Below are 14,784 nucleotides of genomic sequence, written 5' to 3'. Positions count from 1 at the left end.
GTCAATCGGCCTGCGAACGCAGCGTCCACAGCGTCAGCACGCCTTCCGGCACTTCGCGGCTGAGCGCGTCGCGCCAGTGCAGGTCGGTGAGCTTTTCCTGGTCTTCGGCGCTGAGCTGGCTTTCGTCGCCGCCCAGCAGCGCGATCGGGGCCAGCGCGGCGGCCGTCTTGACGTGGTCGAACAGCGGCGTCCAGGCCTCGCCGTCCTGGTCGACGCCGATCATGAAGCCGGTGCACCAGTCCTCGGCGTCCACCAGCTGCTGCTCGCCTTCCTCGGCGACGCTGAAGATCGGCTCCCATTCGTCCTGCTTGGAGGTCCACTGCACCGACAGGCTGTGCACGTGGCGCAGCAGCAGCAGGGCGATCTTCTTGCGCTGCTTGCCGCTGGGGAACGGGTCGCCGCCGCCCCACACCGGGCTCATCCATTCGGCGCCGGGCTTGCCGCTCAGCGGCAGCGGGCTCAGCAGCTGCGCGCTGAGGTAGCCGTCCAGCGCCTCGATGTTCATCGCTGCGTCGTTGTCCAGCTCGGACAGGAAGTCGTCCAGGTCCGACAGCTCGTCGTCGGTCAGCGGGGTGTAGAGGGCCTTGTCGGGCTGGTACTGCGGAAAGTCCATGTCGGATCCTGGAGGGTCGGGGCGATGTTCGGTGGATTCGGTGAGGTCAGCCGTGGCGGCCGTGACGGCTCTTGGGCTTGCGGCCGTCCATGTCGGTCAGCTGCGTCTTGAGCAGCGCCATCAGCACGCGGGCGTTGGCCTCGGTCATGACGAGCAGCGTGCTGGGCTCGATCCCGTCGACCGGCTCGCGTTCCTTGACCAGGGCATCCAGCTTGAAGGTCACCAGGCCGCTGGTGGAGGAGTTCGAGGCGCCCTTGAGCTTCTGGACTTCGATGTGATGCGTCTTCATGGCCGTCATTCTCGGCGATGACGCAGGCGCTGGATACCGGTCACCACCGCCACGACGACGATGCCGGCCAGGATGCCGGCGATGGCGTCGCCCAGCACCTCGACGACCGTGCGGACGAAGCCGGTGACGCCCATCGCCTCGACGACGTGCTGGATCGCGTGGTGCAGGAAGGGCGCGCCGTGCGTCAGGATGCCGCCGCCGACCAGGAACATCGCCGCCGTGCCCGCCACGGACAGGGCCTTCATCAGCCACGGCGCCAGCCACAGCAGGCCGCGGCCCAGCGCCTGCTGCCAGGCGGCCGCCTTGCGGCTCAGCCAGAGGCCGGCGTCGTCCAGCTTGACGATGCCGGCGACCAGGCCGTACACGCCGATCGTCATCACGATGGCGATGCCGGACAGCACCAGCAGCCGGGTCGTGAAGGACGCGTCCGCCACGGTCCCCAGCGTGATCGCGATGATCTCGGCCGACAGGATGAAGTCGGTGCGGATCGCGCCCTTGACCTTGTCGCGCTCCAGCGCGGCGAGGTCGACGGCCGGGTTCTTGACGGCCTCGGACAGCGCAGCCTCGTGGGCGTCGTCCTCGGCGGTGTGCAGCCACTTGTGGGCGAGCTTCTCGACGCCCTCGAAGCAGAGGTAGGCGCCGCCGACCATCAGCAGCGGCGTGACCAGCCAGGGCGCCCAGGCGCTGATCGCCAGCGCGGCCGGGACCAGGATGGCCTTGTTGACCATCGAGCCCTTGAAGACGCCCCAGACCACCGGCAGTTCGCGGTCGGCGCTGACGCCGGTGACCTGCTGGGCGTTGAGCGCCAGGTCGTCGCCCAGGACGCCGGACGTCTTCTTGGCGGCCATCTTGGAGAGCAGGGCCACGTCGTCCAGGACCGTGGTGATGTCGTCGAGCAGTGCGAGCAGGCTGGAGGCCATGGCGGAAGGATCCCGTTCCCTGAAAGTGATGATTTGTGCGAAGCCCGCCTTTGTACCGCAAGCCGTCCGGCTTTCGAGCCGCGAAGGGCGGTTTCTCGGCCTCGGCCGCGCCGCGTCGCCGTCACGGGATTGCCGCCGGTGGCACACTCCGGCGTCATGAAACGCCGCACCGCCTCCTTGCTGTTCGCCGCCGCGCTCGCCGCGGTGTCCGTGACCTCGGTCCACGCCGCCGATGCCGCCTCGGGACCCGGTCCCTACGACGAGCAGGCCGACGCCCGCGCCGACATCAACAATGCCGTCGCCCGTGCCGCCAAGGACGGCAAGCAGGTGCTGGTGGTCTACGGCGCCAACTGGTGCAAGGACTGCCTGGCGCTGAACAAGGGCTTTGGCGACGGCCACCTCGGCACCGCCGTCGACAAGCGCTTCGTGACGGTCAAGGTCAACGTCGGCCGCTTCGACAAGAACGTGGACGTCGCCAACCAGATGGGTGTCACGCTGAAGAAGGGCATCCCGACCGTCGCGGTGATCGGCACCGACGGCCAGGTCCTGGGCACGACCAAGGGCGGCGAACTCGCCGACGCCCGCAACATGGGCGAAGACGCCGTGTTGAAGGTGCTGGAGTCGCTCGGCAAGAGCTGAGCCGGAACTCCCGGATCCATGCATAGGCAGGGATTCCGGGTTCCAGGTTTTGCTGTTGAGTCCTGACCCCCGATAGTGCTCCGGCTATCGCCGCGGTCGCGCCGGCGGACCCTTCCGCACTGCAGCATGCCCGCAGGCCCCGCGATCAGGGGTCAAGTCTTGCGTCCCGGCCCGAATACGGCGCCGGGCGCTTGTCTTTTGTGCGGCCATCGCCTATTTGTTGGGCATGGCCAGGCCCCTTCGCATCGAATTTCCCGGCGCCGTCTACCACGTGGCGACGCGCGGCGACGCGCATGTCTTCACCGACGACGAGGATCGCCAGGCGATGCTCGGCCTGATCCAGCAGGCGGCGGAGCGTTTCGACGCCCAGGTGCTCGCCTACGGGCTGGGCCGCGAACACTACGAACTGCTGCTGTTCACGCGGCAGGCGAACCTCTCCCGATTGATGCGCCATCTGAACGGCGTGTACACCCAGGCGCACAACCGGCGGCATGGGCAGATCGGGCATGTCTTCCAGGGGCGTTTCAAGGCGGTGCTGGTGGATCGCGAGCATCTGCTGCTCGATGCCTGCCGCTATGTGGAACTGATCGGGCGGCGCGCCGGGCTGGCGTCGTCGCCGACGACTTGGCGCTGGAGCAGCCTGCAGGCGCATGCCGGGCTGGTGACGGCGCCCGAATGGCTGGAGGTCGACGGCCTGTGGACCAACGTGCTGGGCCGCGTGCCGCAGAACGCGGCGGATCGCCGCAAGGCGGCGCAGCGGTATCAGGCGATCGTGGAGGCCGAGCCGGATCTGGACATCTGGAGCCAGTTGCGGCATCAGATCTTCCTGGGCGATGCGGCGTTTGTGCAGCGAACCGTCCGGCTGAGCGAACACCCGCCCCGCACGCCGCGGCCACGCCGTTGGGGGGATTGGCTCAAGTCCAGCGGCAGCCGGGAAGAGGCGCTGTATCGCGCGCATACCGAAGGCGGTCAATCGATGACCGAACTCGCGCGCGAATTGGGACTGTCTGTCTCCCGCGTAAGCCGCCTCATAGCCGGCCACGAACGGCAGCGCTGAAAGGCAGCCACTCGTCGTTGCAAATGCTCGCCGTAGCGCTGCTACGGCTCCGCTTTGCGCCTAGATTGGCAGCCTTTCAACGCTGCCGTGGCGTCAGTGCAAGGCTCTTGCCGGCGCTGCAGGGCATGCTGCCACCGACTCATCCGACTCGGCCGCCTCGTTCCAGGCGGCTGTCGTCATGTCGCGAGCGGCGCTCAGCTGATGACAGAGTTCGGCGACACCCAGGCCGTCGGCCTGGCCTTCCGGCATCGGCAGGGCCGACACCTCGGCCGGCAGATCCGCCAGCGCACCCAGCAACTGGAACAGCAGTTCCAGATCCGGTTCGGCGTCCGGCGCCCGCTGTTGGCGAGCCAGTCCCAGGCTGCGGCACAGGTAGAAGCAGGCTTCCGCGGCCTGATCCGACATCGCATGCGACATCGCCAGCTGTTCCAGCGACTCGGCCCGGGCCGCCTGGGCGGCCGGATCGTCCGAGCGGTCCGCCAACGCGTCCAGCGCGGCGGACGCCGGGGGACGGCGCGCACGTCGTCGTCCTGGGGCAGCAGCGGGGATGCAGTCTTGGAGTTCGCCATAAGGATTCAGCTGGGGAACAGCGGTTCAGCCAATCAACGACACAGATCCTAGGTAGCTACCGGCAAACGCGCCTCCCACGGCTCGGGGGGAACGCTCTTCAGTTCGACGCCGAAGCGCCGATACCCGGGAACTTGTCACACTTCGTGACACGAACAAGCCGAGCTTACGGCGTTTCATCGCTGATTTGGGTGAATCACTTCGCCTTCTTGGGGCGGCTCCAGCCCGAAATCACGGTTTGTCGGCCCCGCGCCACAGCCAGGCCGCCGGGCTCGACGTCCTTGGTGATGGTCGATCCGCCGCCGATGGTGGCGCCGTCGCCCAGCGTGACCGGCGCGACCAGCACGCAGTTGGAGCCGACGTGCACGTCGGCGCCGATCGTCGTGCGGTGCTTGTTGGCGCCGTCGTAGTTGGCCGTGATGCTGCCGGCGCCGTAGTTGACGCGCTCGCCGACGGTCGCGTCGCCGAGGTAGGCCAGGTGGTTGGCCTTGGCGCCCTTGGCCAGCGTCGAGTTCTTCACCTCGACGAAGTTGCCGATGTGGACCTCGGCGCCCAGTTGCGCACCGGGGCGCAGTCGCGCGAACGGGCCGATCAGCGCGCCCTCGCCGATGCTGGCGCCGGCGGCCTCGCCGTCGATGTGGGTGAATTCGTGGATGCGGGCGTTGGCGGCGATCGTCGCGTTGCGGATCACGCAGTTGGCGCCGACACGCACGCCGTCGCCCAGCGTCACCTGGCCTTCGAAGACGCAGTTGACGTCGATCTCGACGTCCTTGCCGCAGCTCAGCGTGCCGCGCAGGTCGAAGCGCGACGGGTCGGCGAGACGGACACCGGCCGTCATCAGCGCCTCGGCCTGGACGAGCTGGAAGCGACGCTCCAGCTGCGCCAGCTGCGACGGGCTGTTCACGCCCAGCACTTCGGTCTCGTCGCGGGTCTTCACGCCGACGACGGCCACGCCCTCGGCCACGGCCATCGCGACGATGTCGGTCAGGTAGTACTCGCCCTGGGCGTTGTTGTTGTCCAGCTGGCCGACCCAGCGCTTCAGCGCCTCGGTCGGCGCGGCCATGATGCCGGTGTAGCACTCGCGGATACCGCGCTGCGCCTCGCTGGCATCCTTGTGTTCGACGATCGCCTTGACCAGCTCGCCCTCGCGGACGATGCGGCCGTAGCCGGTCGGGTCGGCGTATTCGATGGTCAGCAGCACGAGCTTGTCGCCGCCGCAGGCCTCGACCAGCGCGCGCGTGGTCGCGGTGCTGATCAGCGGCGTGTCGCCGCTCAGGATCAGCGTGGTGCCGCCGGCGACCAGCGCCGGGACCGTCTGCTGGATCGCGTGGCCGGTGCCGAGCTGCGGTTCCTGGCGCACGAAGCGCAGGCCCTCGCCGCCGACGGCCGCCTCGACCTGGTCCGCCCCGTGGCCGGTGATCACGATGCGGGCCTGCGCGTCCAGCGCGGCGGTGTTGCCGAGCACGTGCTGGAGCAACGCGCGGCCGGCCAGCTTGTGCAGCACCTTGGGCAGGCCGGACTTCATGCGGGTGCCCTTGCCCGCGGCCATGACGACGATGTTCAGCGACATAAGAAGAATCGCGGTTCCCTGGTGGAGAGACCACGATTATCGGGGTCGCCCGCGATGCGTTTCATGGCATCACGGTGACCGGTTGTCGCCACTTGTGGGTGCCGCCCGGCGCCCGCGGGCGGAGGCCGGCCTACTTCGCCGGCGTCAACTGCACGCTCACCCGGTGCGGTTCGGGCCGCGTCTGCGGGAAGTCGGTCAGCGAGGCCTCGAAGAGCGCGCCGAAAAGCTCCTTGCCGCCCTCGGTGAGGCCGTCGTTGGAGGCGCGCGCCTCGTACAGCGGCTCGTTGGTCTTGCGGTCGCGCAGCAGCATGGCGACCTCGCGGTCGTAGCGGCGCTCCATCATCGGATCCATCGGGTACGAGTAGCCCCAGCGGCTGTAGTACGGCCGCCAGGCCGGGCCGTAGCGCCAGCCCCAGTAGCTGCCGTTCCAGCGCCACCACAGCGGGTCGTCCCATGGCGCGGGGCCGGAGCGGCTGACGCGCGCGCCCAGCGACACGACGACGTCGGCCGACTTCGGGTCGGCGGACTCGGTGAAGCCCGCCTTCAGCAGCGCGCCGCGGGCGGCGTCCTCGAGCGCGGCCTGGTTGGCCTCGTTGCGCTGCTGGGACGGCAGCCGCTCGAAGGCGAAGGTGCCGGGCTGGCGACCCGCCGGCCAGCTGCCGAAGGTCTGGGCGTCGGCAGTGACGGTATTGAGGGCCGCGCAGCCGGTGAGCGACAGCGCGGCTGCCGCGCCCAGGCTCAGCAGGGCGACTCGACGATTCAAGGTGAACATGGAGACCTCCAGTCGGATACCGCGACGGACCGTCGACCCGGGCAGTTGCCGCGCCCGGCGACGCCCCGCCGACGCCGAGGTGCGGCGTGACAGTGCAACGATTGTGGCCCCAGCCGGTTGACCCGCGCGTGCGGAGCGCGTGAGGGTGCGGTAAGCGGCGGGTTTCTCTTCGTTGGAAAGCGCGAAGCCCGGCGCGGGGCCGGGCTTCTGCGAGGGGAAGAGGGCGTGCGGAGCCGCGGCGTCAGTCCTCGGCGGCCGAGTAGGCCTCGCCCGCGTCGTCGACGGGGGCCGGGACTTGCCCCTTGGCGCCTGGACGGACGAAGTTGACGACGCCGGTGGCCGGCGCCGGGGTGCCGCACTGCTCGTCCTCGTCGAAGGCGATGTCGCCGTCGGCGACCGGGGCGCCGGTGGCCTTGATGGTCTGGAACGGGAACAGCTCGCGGTCCATCATGTGCGAGGTCACGATGTTGCCCATCGCGGTGAACATGTTGTCCACGCGGCCCGGGAAGCGCTTGTCCCAGTCCTGCAGCATCGCCTTGACGGTGGCACGCTGCAGGTTCGGCTGGCTGCCGCAGAGGTTGCACGGAATGATCGGGAACTCGCGATGCTCGGCCCAGCGCTCCAGGTCCGATTCCTTCACGTAGGCCAGCGGCCGGATGACGACGTTCTTGCCGTCGTCGCTGACCAGCTTGGCGGGCATGCCCTTCATGCGGCTGCCGAAGAACATGTTCAGCATCAGCGTGGTGACGATGTCGTCGCGGTGATGGCCCAGCGCGATCTTGGTCGCACCCAGCTCGCCCGCCACGCGGTAGAGGATGCCGCGGCGCAGGCGCGAGCACAGCGAGCAGGTCGTCTTGCCCTCGGGCACCAGGCGCTTGACGATGGAATAGGTGTCCTGCTCCTCGATGTGGAAGTCGACGCCGCGCGACTTCAGGTAGGCGGGCAGGATGTCCTCGGGGAAGCCGGGCTGCTTCTGGTCGAGGTTCACGGCCACGATGCTGAACTTGATCGGCGCGCGGTCGCGCAGGTTGATCAGGATGTCCAGCAGCGAGTAGCTGTCCTTGCCGCCGGACACGCAGACCATGACCTTGTCGCCGTCCTCGATCATGTTGAAGTCGCCGATCGCCTGGCCGACCTGGCGGTGCAGGCGCTTCGAGAGCTTGTTCATCTCGTGCGCATGCTTCTTGGCGGCCGCATCCGCGGCGGCCAGGTCGATGCCGTCAATGGTGGTGGTCGAGTCGGTCATGTTCGGTCCTCAATGTGTTCGTCAAGCAGGGCCCGCGGAACCGGCTCTGCCGGGCCGCCGGGCCCGCCCCCTCGAGGGGCGCGCGTCAGCGCGTAGGGGGTGGGGCTACCAGGTGCCGCATTCGGCAGAGATGGCGACTTGGCAGTCGGGGAAGATTTCGAGCTTGGTCACCTTGATGCGCACGCCCACCACGCCGGGCAGCTTCATCAGCCGGACGCAGAGCTTGCCCAGCAGGGCCTCGAGCAGGTCGGTGTGTTCCGCGGTGCACTCGTCGATGATGATGGTGCGCACGCGGCGGTAGTCGAGCACGTGGCCGATGTCGGCATCGCGCGAGACGATGGTCTGCGCGCCGAGGTTGATCTCGGCGTCGACCAGGATGGGCTGCGGGCCCTCGCGCTCGAAGTCGAGCACGCCGAGGTTGGCGCCGAAGCGCAGCCCGTTGATGTGGATGACCTGGCGGTTGTTGCGGCGCAGCGCCGGGGGCGGTTGCGACTCGCGCAGCGGACGCAGGAAGGATTCGATCTGCTTGGCCGCGACGACGCCGTCGCCCAGCGCCGTCTGCACGCAGGGATGCTGGCGGCCGCTGGCGTCGCCGGCGACGAACAGGCCCAGCACGCCGAAGCGCGGCTCGTCGCGGAAGGGCTGCGACGGCGCGGTGACGCCGGCGCGCTGCAGCGCATCGGCGACCAGCAGCCAGGCGGACGGCGCGGGCTCGTAGCCGAGCAGCACGGCGACGTGGTCGAAGCGCTCCTCGCCGTAGGCCTTGGATGTCACGGTCACGCCGTCGGGCGACGCGGCCACCGCGGTCGGCAGCGCCTGGGCAGGCCGGCGGCGCAGGCCGCTCACGCCGTCGAGCTGCTGGATCAGGTGGCTCTGCGCGCGCCATTCGGAGCGCGACCACAGCGTGACCGCATGACCGCGGCCGGCCAGGTACAGCGCGTTCTCGATGGCGTTGTCGCCGCCGCCGAGCAGCAGCACCTTGCCGGGCGGCAGGCGGTCACGGGCGGCGGTCAGCTCGATGGCGTCGAGCACGCGGTCGTGGCGGTCCCGCTCGGGGTAAAGCGGCGCGGGATGGCGCGGCGTCAGTCCGGTGGCGAGCAGCAGCGAGCGGGCGCGCAGCGGGCGCAGGTTGCCGGTCGCGGCGGGTTCGGGCGTGTCGCCGGCCTGCGCCGCGAAGGCCGGGCCGCCGTCGAGGTAGAGCGTCCAACCCTGTTCGGCCTGCCAGTCGAGCGTGTTGACCGTCTGGCCGAGCGCGGTGTGGACGCCCGGTTGGGCCGCGGCGTGGCGCGCGTACCGCTCGCCCAGCGCCGCCAGCGAGTCGCCGGGCGCGCCGAGCAGCCAGTCCTGCCGGTAGTCGAGCGGCCGCAGGCTGTCGCACAGGCGGGGCGCGCGCTCGATCAACGCCACGCTCAGACCCAGCTGCGTGAGCCAGCTCGCGGCGCTGCAACCCGCCGGGCCGCCGCCGATGATGGCGGCATCCACCGTCATGGGCAGGGGGCGCGGAGAGACCTCCGGAACAGGAGCGGCCAGGGCGTCGGGCATGGGAGGGCAAACGGCAGGGGCGAGCAGGGGCGGGCGGAAAGGCGGGCGCAACCCCCGATTATCCCCAATCGTTTCGGCAGGCGCGCGACGGCGGCCAGGAAAACCCCGAGGGATCTTCCGCGCCAGAGGGGCGGGCGACAGGGGCGGGGCTCCTCATAATCGCCGGCTGGAGGGCGCCTGGTGACCGCGCCCGTGACGGGGCGCCTCGACGACCCGCTTGAATCCGAGGGAAAGAGCATGAGCCTGGTTGGAATGTGGCGCATCGGCCTGACGGCCGTGACGCTGGGAGCGATGCTGGCCGCAGGCGGCGCGCTGGCGGGGACGGGAGAGGCGGATGCGGCGTCGGCACCGCTGCCGATCGCCGAATACGTCAAGCCGGCGCAGTACAGCAACGCGCTGCTGTCGCCGGACGGCAAGCTGCTGGCGGTGCTGGCGCCGGTGGGCGGCAAGCGCAATCTGGTGGTCCTGGACGCGGCGACGCTGAAGGTCCAGCAGCACTCCAGCTTCACCGAGCTGGACGTGACCTGGTTCGACTGGGCCAGTCCGGAGTGGCTGGTGTTCTCCATGGGACGACTGGGCTCGCCGACGGGCCCGGATTCCGGCGACGGCGGGGGGCTGTTCGCGGTCCGCGCCGACGGCAGCAGGACACGCACCCTCGCGAGCACCGTGCGCGAGCAGGTCGGCGCGGGGCAGCTGCACATCCGGTCCATGAGCTACGCGGGCCGCGGCAAGGGCAAGAACGAGATCGTCGTCCACGCCAACCTGCGCGATGCCGGGTCGCCGGACATGTATCGCATCAACCTGGAGACGAACGAGCGCGTGCTGCTCACGGAGCGTCATCCGGGACGGGTGCGTCAATGGGTGACGGACCAGGAGAATTTGCCGCGCCTGGCCGTGATGGACGACAAGGCGGACGAGGAACTGCCGGAGAACCGGCGCGTGGTCCGCGTGATGCTGCGCGACACGATGGAAGGGGAATGGCGCGAGATCGCGAAGTTCACCGCGGAGACCCGCTATCGCTGGACGCCGCTCAAGTTCGCGGAGAACAACCGGGATCTGATCGTGTCGTACCACGGCGGTCGGGATACCTCGGCCCTGTACCGGTTCGATGTGGCGAAGGGCGAGATGGCCGAGGTGCTGGCGGCACACCCGCGCTACGACCTCGGGCTGACCGGTGACGGCGGCGCGGGTGCCCACCTGATCGGGATCGACGGCAAGGTGGCCGGAGTGCGGTTCGAGGACGAGTTCGTCCAGACCGCCTACTTCGACGACAGGCTGGCGCGCCGGCAGGTGATGCTCGAGAAGTCGTTCCCGGGCCGGACCGTGCGGGTGCAGGATACGAATTCGGGGCTGGCGCTCGTCAGCGTCTCCAGCGACCGCGCACCGGTCGTCTACTACCTGTACGACGAGGAGCGCAAGTCGTTGCGGGAGCTGCTGCGGTCGTCCGACGTGCTGGACGAGCGGCACCTGGTGGCGATGCGGCCGTTCCTGCTGAAGACCCGCGACGGGCTGGAGATCCCTTCCTACTACTTCCTGCCTGCCACTTACCGGCCCGGCCAGAAGCTGCCCGTGGTCGTGCACATCCATGGCGGGCCGTTCGCCAGGGCCGACACCTGGGGCTTCATGGGGGGCTTCGGCGTGATGGAGGCCCAGGCGCTGGCCTCGCGCGGGTACGCGGTGGTGCTGCCCAACTTCCGCATCACCCCCGGATTCGGCACCAGGATCTATCGCGCCGGCTTCGGCGAATACGGACGCAAGATGTCGGAGGACCATGAGGACGCGGCCACCTGGGCGGTGGCGCAAGGCTTCGCGGATCCGAAGCGCATCTGCATCAGCGGCGCCAGCTACGGCGGCGCGGCCGCCCTGTGGGCGACGATCAAGTCGCCGGACGTCTTCGCCTGTGCCGTGGCGGGGATGGCGCCGAGCGATCCCCGCGTCCAGAACACGTCGACGCAGACCGACTACGCCTACAACAAGGGGGCGGTCGCGCATTGGAAGCGGGTGCTGGGCGTCAAGGGCGACGACTGGAGCGTCGCCGACGAGGTGGCGCCCGCCCGCCATGCCGACCGCTCGCGCCTGCCGCTGTTCATCTATGCCGGCATGGACGACTACCGCGTGCCCATCGAGCAGACTCGGCTGATGGTCGACGCGCTCAAGAAGGCGGGGAAGCCGCCCGAGGTCGTCATGATCAAGCTCGGCGAGGGTCACGGCTACGGCAAGCTCGAGAACAAGGTCGAGCTCTACACCGAGATGCTCAAGTTCCTCGAACGTCACATCGGGGTGGGGCCGACCCCCGGGACGGATCGTCCGGCCTCGGCGACCGCCGACGTCCCGGCGAGCCACGGCGCGCAGTAGGCCGGCGGGCGACGGGCGCCCGCTTCGTCACCGGGCGGTGGATCGCGGTGCCGGGCGGGAGCCACCGGTGACGCCCGGCTTGCCGTCGCACGGGCTGCCTCTCAGAAGCATTCGTCCAGCAGCAGGTGGAACTCGAGCCTGCGGGCGTCCGGGTTCGCGAGGCCGTAGGCACTGAACAGCGTGTCGCGCAGCGCCGGATCGAATTCGTCGAGGCAGTTCGCGAGGATCGCGAGGTCGCGGTGGCGATCTGCGATGCCGGCGCGGCCGAGGTCGATCACGCCGACGACCTCGTCGCCGCTGCTCAGGAGGATGTTGTCGAGCGAGAAGTCGCCGTGGCTCACGACCCGATCTTCCGCGAGCGGAAGCATCGCGCCGAGTGCCTCCCACACCCGTTGCGGCGTCCATCCTTGGCGCGCATCGTCGAAGTCGTCGGCATCGATCAGTCCGGCTTCGAGGCGCCGCCGGGCGAGATCGAGTTGCAGGCGATGGTCCGCATTGAACGGACAGGATGCGATGGGCTGCGCATGAAGGTCGCGAAGCAGGCGACCGAGGGACGTCACGATCGCCGGGGCGCGAGCCGGATCGTCGGCCAGCCACTCGTAGGCGGTGCGGCCGGGCAAGGCGCGGGTCAGCAACCACGCGGCACCGTCCGACCACTCGAAGTGCTCGATGCGCGGCACCGGCCAGCGGTCGGCGAACCACTGCAGGCGGGAGAACTCGTCGGCGATGACCGTCGCCGCGTCACCGTCGCCGTGCTTGAGGTACAGCGCCGGTCCCTCCGTCCGATGCAGTCGATGGACCTGCGCGCCGGCCTCGCCGACGAGGTTGCGGTGCCAGGCGTGGCCGGCGAGTCTCGATGCGAGGGCCGGAGGCAGCTCGGGCGCGTGCGTGGGAACTTCCCTGGGAGCGTCGGACTCGTCGCGGTCGGTCATGAAGCGGGATGAGGCGATGAAGACCGGTCGAGTATCGACGGCGGACAATCGCCGCCCATGACGCCTGAAGCTGCTTCCCTGCGCCGACGTCCGTCGGCGCGACTGCTGGTCCTCGATCCCGACTTGAACCTGCTGCTGTTCCGCTTCGTCCACAAGGACGGACCGATGGCGGGCGCGGATTTCTGGGCGACGCCCGGCGGCGGCGTCGAGCCGGATGAATCCTTCGCCGAAGCCGCGATCCGCGAACTGCGGGAGGAGACGGGGATCGTCGTCTCCGACGTCGGCGAGTCGATCGCGAGGCGCGACTTCGAGCTCCTGCTGCCCGACGGCGAACGGGTGTGGGCGCAGGAACGGTTCTTCGTCGTGCGCGCCGCCGACCGTGCATTGACGCGCGATGCCTGGACGGCCCTGGAACGTCAGGTCATGGCCGACCATCGCTGGTGGTCGGCCGCCGAGTTGGCGGCAACGACGGCCACGGTGTGGCCGGAGGATCTGCCCGGCATGCTGCGCACGGCTGGGTATTGGTAGGCCAGGTGGACGGGGAACGCAGTCTGCGGAGAACGGATCGATGGCTCAATTGCTGCATGAAGTGTGGGAAGTGCCGGATGAGCAGGGGCAGTGGTTGCCGAGCTTGCAGTTGGCCGGCCCCGACGGCGATGCGGCCCGGACCCGGCGCGGCCCGGGTGCACGGCTCGTGACCACGCTGCGGGCCGGCAGCCATTTCGAGGCCATGACCCGGTACTACGCGCTGCAGGAGTGGGGCGCCTACACGACGCATCACGCCCAGGACTACTGGCCCTATCCCGACGAGTGGGCGCTACGGCAGGGCCAATCGCCCGTGTCGGTCACTCACCTGAAAGTGCGCTGGCATCACTGGGACAGTCGTGATCCCGTGCTGCTGTACTGCGAGCTGGACGTTGAACGCCACGAGGTCCGCAAGGTCCACGTGTACGCCGATGGTCGGATGGCCTATGCGCAGGAGGGCGAGGAATTCGACGACTGTGAACTGGGCGCAGTGGAGACGCCGTCCGCCGCCGAGATCGATGCGGATCCTGAGTTCGAGGTGCTCGGATTCGATGCGCTCGAGTTTGAGCGTGCGTGGTCGGCCGCAGTGGCCGGGCAGCGTTGGCCGGCTTGACGGCGCTCCTGCTCGCTGCCGCATCGCCCGAAAGTGCAATGCCAGGCTTACCCGGCGGAAGGTAGACGGTCGAGGCGCTTGAACCGACAGTGCCTCCACGCCAGAGATCGCCTTCGATGCCAACGCTCTTCGTCCTGCTTCCACTCGACGCGTCTCTCTGAGCGCGTCGTTCCGGCCGCACCGGATCCGTCTATCCCGAATTCGAAGACCCGGCCGGGAACAGGCCTTGTGCAGCCTTCGAGGAACAGGCGCAAAGTTCGACGCGCTGTGATGCAACCCGCCGGGATTTCGACACCGTCACCCCCGGCCATCAGGATTGAAAGGGAGCCACGACATGGACTTGCAGTTGAATGGAAAGCTCGCACTCGTGAGCGGCAGCACCGCCGGCATCGGCTACGCCATTGCCAGCACCCTGGCGCGGGAAGGCGCACGCGTCATCGTCAATGGACGGACGCAGGCGGCCGTCGACGAGGCCATCGAGCGCATCCGCGCGGAGACGGGCGCGACGGCCGAGGGGTTCGCCGGCGACCTGAGCCTGGCCGAGCCGGCGGAGGCGGTGGTGCGCCGGTTCGCGGGCATCGAGATCCTCGTCAACAACCTCGGCATCTTCGAGCCCAAGCCCTTCGAGGACATCCCCGACGAGGACTGGCGCCGCTTCTTCGAGGTCAACGTCCTGAGCGGCGTCCGCCTGGCCCGGCTCGTGCTGCCGCAGATGCGGCGCGCCAACTGGGGCCGCATCATCTTCATCTCCAGCGAGAGCGCGATCCAGATCCCGCCCGAGATGGTCCATTACGGAGTGACGAAGACCGCGCAGATCGCCGTGTCCCGGGGGTTGGCGGAGTCGGTCGCGGGCACCGGCATCACGGTGAACAGCGTGCTGCCGGGACCGACGAAGTCGCGCGGCGTCGGCGACTTCGTCGAGAGCCTGGCCGCGGCCAACGCGAAGAGCTTCGAACAGGTCGAAGCCGAATTCTTCGAGCATGTGCGTCCCACCTCGCTCATCAAGCGCTTCGCCGCGCCGCAGGAGACCGCGAACCTCGTCGCCTACGTGGCGAGTCCGCTCGCGTCGGCCACGACGGGGGCGGCGCTCCGGGTGGACGGCGGCGTCGTCAAGAGTGCGTTCTGACGCGAAGGGGCGAGTCGT

General features: G+C 69.3%; 14 protein-coding genes and 2 pseudogenes. 6 read left to right on the top strand and 10 right to left on the bottom strand.

Annotated elements, in window-relative coordinates:
* Position 1: 1 nt before the first annotated feature.
* Genes ACQ86G_RS02605 through ACQ86G_RS02595 form a run of 3 tightly spaced genes read right to left on the bottom strand, consistent with a single transcriptional unit; the run spans position 2 to position 1,822 of the window.
* Positions 2-613 carry a UPF0149 family protein gene (locus ACQ86G_RS02605; protein WP_431259181.1) on the bottom strand — a complete coding sequence of 204 codons (612 nt, stop codon included), beginning with the start codon at positions 611-613 and terminating at the stop codon, positions 2-4.
* Positions 614-659: 46 nt separating this feature from the next.
* Positions 660-902 (bottom strand): hypothetical protein, encoded by a 243-nt coding sequence (locus tag ACQ86G_RS02600; RefSeq protein WP_088405006.1) that lies wholly within the window; start codon positions 900-902, stop codon positions 660-662.
* A 5-nt stretch (positions 903-907) separates the two neighbouring features.
* Entirely contained in the window at positions 908-1,822 is a 915-nt protein-coding gene (locus tag ACQ86G_RS02595; RefSeq protein WP_431259180.1) for a DUF808 domain-containing protein, read from the bottom strand.
* A 156-nt stretch (positions 1,823-1,978) separates the two neighbouring features.
* On the opposite strand from ACQ86G_RS02595, the gene ACQ86G_RS02590 reads away from it, so the two are divergent.
* Both ACQ86G_RS02590 and ACQ86G_RS02585 read left to right on the top strand, forming a co-directional pair.
* Positions 1,979-2,461, top strand: a complete 483-nt coding sequence (locus ACQ86G_RS02590) for a thioredoxin family protein (RefSeq protein ID WP_431259179.1) — start codon at positions 1,979-1,981, stop codon at positions 2,459-2,461.
* Positions 2,462-2,732: 271 nt separating this feature from the next.
* A complete protein-coding gene (locus ACQ86G_RS02585) occupies positions 2,733-3,518 on the top strand; it encodes a transposase (RefSeq protein WP_431259178.1) in 786 nt (261 codons plus the stop codon).
* Between the two features lie 93 nt (positions 3,519-3,611).
* Here the strand turns inward: ACQ86G_RS02585 and ACQ86G_RS02580 are convergent, their stop codons facing one another.
* The 6 genes and pseudogenes from ACQ86G_RS02580 to ACQ86G_RS02555 form a co-directional block, all read right to left on the bottom strand.
* Positions 3,612-4,001 carry a hypothetical protein gene (locus ACQ86G_RS02580; RefSeq protein WP_431259177.1) on the bottom strand — a complete coding sequence of 130 codons (390 nt, stop codon included), beginning with the start codon at positions 3,999-4,001 and terminating at the stop codon, positions 3,612-3,614.
* Between the two features lie 280 nt (positions 4,002-4,281).
* Positions 4,282-5,655 (bottom strand): bifunctional UDP-N-acetylglucosamine diphosphorylase/glucosamine-1-phosphate N-acetyltransferase GlmU, encoded by a 1,374-nt coding sequence (glmU, locus tag ACQ86G_RS02575; protein WP_431259176.1) that lies wholly within the window; start codon positions 5,653-5,655, stop codon positions 4,282-4,284.
* A gap of 130 nt (positions 5,656-5,785) precedes the next feature.
* A complete protein-coding gene (locus tag ACQ86G_RS02570) occupies positions 5,786-6,427 on the bottom strand; it encodes a DUF4136 domain-containing protein (RefSeq protein ID WP_431259175.1) in 642 nt (213 codons plus the stop codon).
* Between the two features lie 241 nt (positions 6,428-6,668).
* Positions 6,669-7,613, bottom strand: a pseudogene (gene ttcA / locus ACQ86G_RS02565) (tRNA 2-thiocytidine(32) synthetase TtcA); the annotation flags it as partial.
* 165 nt (positions 7,614-7,778) lie between these two features.
* Positions 7,779-8,147 carry a dihydroneopterin aldolase gene (locus ACQ86G_RS02560; protein WP_377161568.1) on the bottom strand — a complete coding sequence of 123 codons (369 nt, stop codon included), beginning with the start codon at positions 8,145-8,147 and terminating at the stop codon, positions 7,779-7,781.
* Positions 8,148-8,234: 87 nt separating this feature from the next.
* A pseudogene (locus ACQ86G_RS02555) lies at positions 8,235-9,161 on the bottom strand (FAD-dependent oxidoreductase); the annotation flags it as partial.
* Positions 9,162-9,452: 291 nt separating this feature from the next.
* Here ACQ86G_RS02555 and ACQ86G_RS02550 point away from each other — a divergent pair.
* Positions 9,453-11,570 (top strand): alpha/beta fold hydrolase, encoded by a 2,118-nt coding sequence (locus ACQ86G_RS02550; protein ID WP_431259174.1) that lies wholly within the window; start codon positions 9,453-9,455, stop codon positions 11,568-11,570.
* Between the two features lie 101 nt (positions 11,571-11,671).
* Here the strand turns inward: ACQ86G_RS02550 and ACQ86G_RS02545 are convergent, their stop codons facing one another.
* Positions 11,672-12,502 (bottom strand): APH(3') family aminoglycoside O-phosphotransferase, encoded by an 831-nt coding sequence (locus ACQ86G_RS02545; RefSeq protein ID WP_431259173.1) that lies wholly within the window; start codon positions 12,500-12,502, stop codon positions 11,672-11,674.
* A gap of 57 nt (positions 12,503-12,559) precedes the next feature.
* On the opposite strand from ACQ86G_RS02545, the gene ACQ86G_RS02540 reads away from it, so the two are divergent.
* The 3 genes from ACQ86G_RS02540 to ACQ86G_RS02530 all read left to right on the top strand — a co-directional run bounded on the left by ACQ86G_RS02540 (position 12,560) and on the right by ACQ86G_RS02530 (position 14,766).
* Complete coding sequence (locus ACQ86G_RS02540) at positions 12,560-13,030, top strand: NUDIX hydrolase (RefSeq protein ID WP_431259172.1); 471 nt, start codon at positions 12,560-12,562, stop codon at positions 13,028-13,030.
* Positions 13,031-13,070: 40 nt separating this feature from the next.
* Positions 13,071-13,640, top strand: a complete 570-nt coding sequence (locus ACQ86G_RS02535; RefSeq protein WP_431259171.1) for a DUF6881 domain-containing protein — start codon at positions 13,071-13,073, stop codon at positions 13,638-13,640.
* Between the two features lie 334 nt (positions 13,641-13,974).
* Positions 13,975-14,766 (top strand): SDR family NAD(P)-dependent oxidoreductase, encoded by a 792-nt coding sequence (locus ACQ86G_RS02530; RefSeq protein ID WP_431259170.1) that lies wholly within the window; start codon positions 13,975-13,977, stop codon positions 14,764-14,766.
* The last annotated feature ends 18 nt before the right edge of the window (positions 14,767-14,784 follow it).

Source organism: Roseateles chitinivorans, from assembly GCF_050632145.1.
In the GTDB taxonomy this organism is placed as follows: Bacteria; Pseudomonadota; Gammaproteobacteria; order Burkholderiales; family Burkholderiaceae_C; genus Roseateles; species Roseateles chitinivorans_B.
Note: the sequence above shows the minus strand (reverse complement) of the source record. Positions and strands in the feature narration are given on the sequence as shown.

What these genes read in the sequence shown, in the direction of transcription:
- ACQ86G_RS02570 (WP_431259175.1), bottom strand. Translation starts at nt 6,427, where the DNA reads ATGTTCACCTTGAATCGTCGAGTCGCCCTGCTGAGCCTGGGCGCGGCA.
- ACQ86G_RS02540 (WP_431259172.1), top strand. Translation starts at nt 12,560, where the DNA reads ATGACGCCTGAAGCTGCTTCCCTGCGCCGACGTCCGTCGGCGCGACTG.
- ACQ86G_RS02595 (WP_431259180.1), bottom strand. Translation starts at nt 1,822, where the DNA reads ATGGCCTCCAGCCTGCTCGCACTGCTCGACGACATCACCACGGTCCTG.
- ACQ86G_RS02600 (WP_088405006.1), bottom strand. Translation starts at nt 902, where the DNA reads ATGAAGACGCATCACATCGAAGTCCAGAAGCTCAAGGGCGCCTCGAAC.
- ACQ86G_RS02535 (WP_431259171.1), top strand. Translation starts at nt 13,071, where the DNA reads ATGGCTCAATTGCTGCATGAAGTGTGGGAAGTGCCGGATGAGCAGGGG.
- ACQ86G_RS02530 (WP_431259170.1), top strand. Translation starts at nt 13,975, where the DNA reads ATGGACTTGCAGTTGAATGGAAAGCTCGCACTCGTGAGCGGCAGCACC.
- ACQ86G_RS02590 (WP_431259179.1), top strand. Translation starts at nt 1,979, where the DNA reads ATGAAACGCCGCACCGCCTCCTTGCTGTTCGCCGCCGCGCTCGCCGCG.
- ACQ86G_RS02545 (WP_431259173.1), bottom strand. Translation starts at nt 12,502, where the DNA reads ATGACCGACCGCGACGAGTCCGACGCTCCCAGGGAAGTTCCCACGCAC.
- ACQ86G_RS02550 (WP_431259174.1), top strand. Translation starts at nt 9,453, where the DNA reads ATGAGCCTGGTTGGAATGTGGCGCATCGGCCTGACGGCCGTGACGCTG.
- glmU (WP_431259176.1), bottom strand. Translation starts at nt 5,655, where the DNA reads ATGTCGCTGAACATCGTCGTCATGGCCGCGGGCAAGGGCACCCGCATG.
- ACQ86G_RS02605 (WP_431259181.1), bottom strand. Translation starts at nt 613, where the DNA reads ATGGACTTTCCGCAGTACCAGCCCGACAAGGCCCTCTACACCCCGCTG.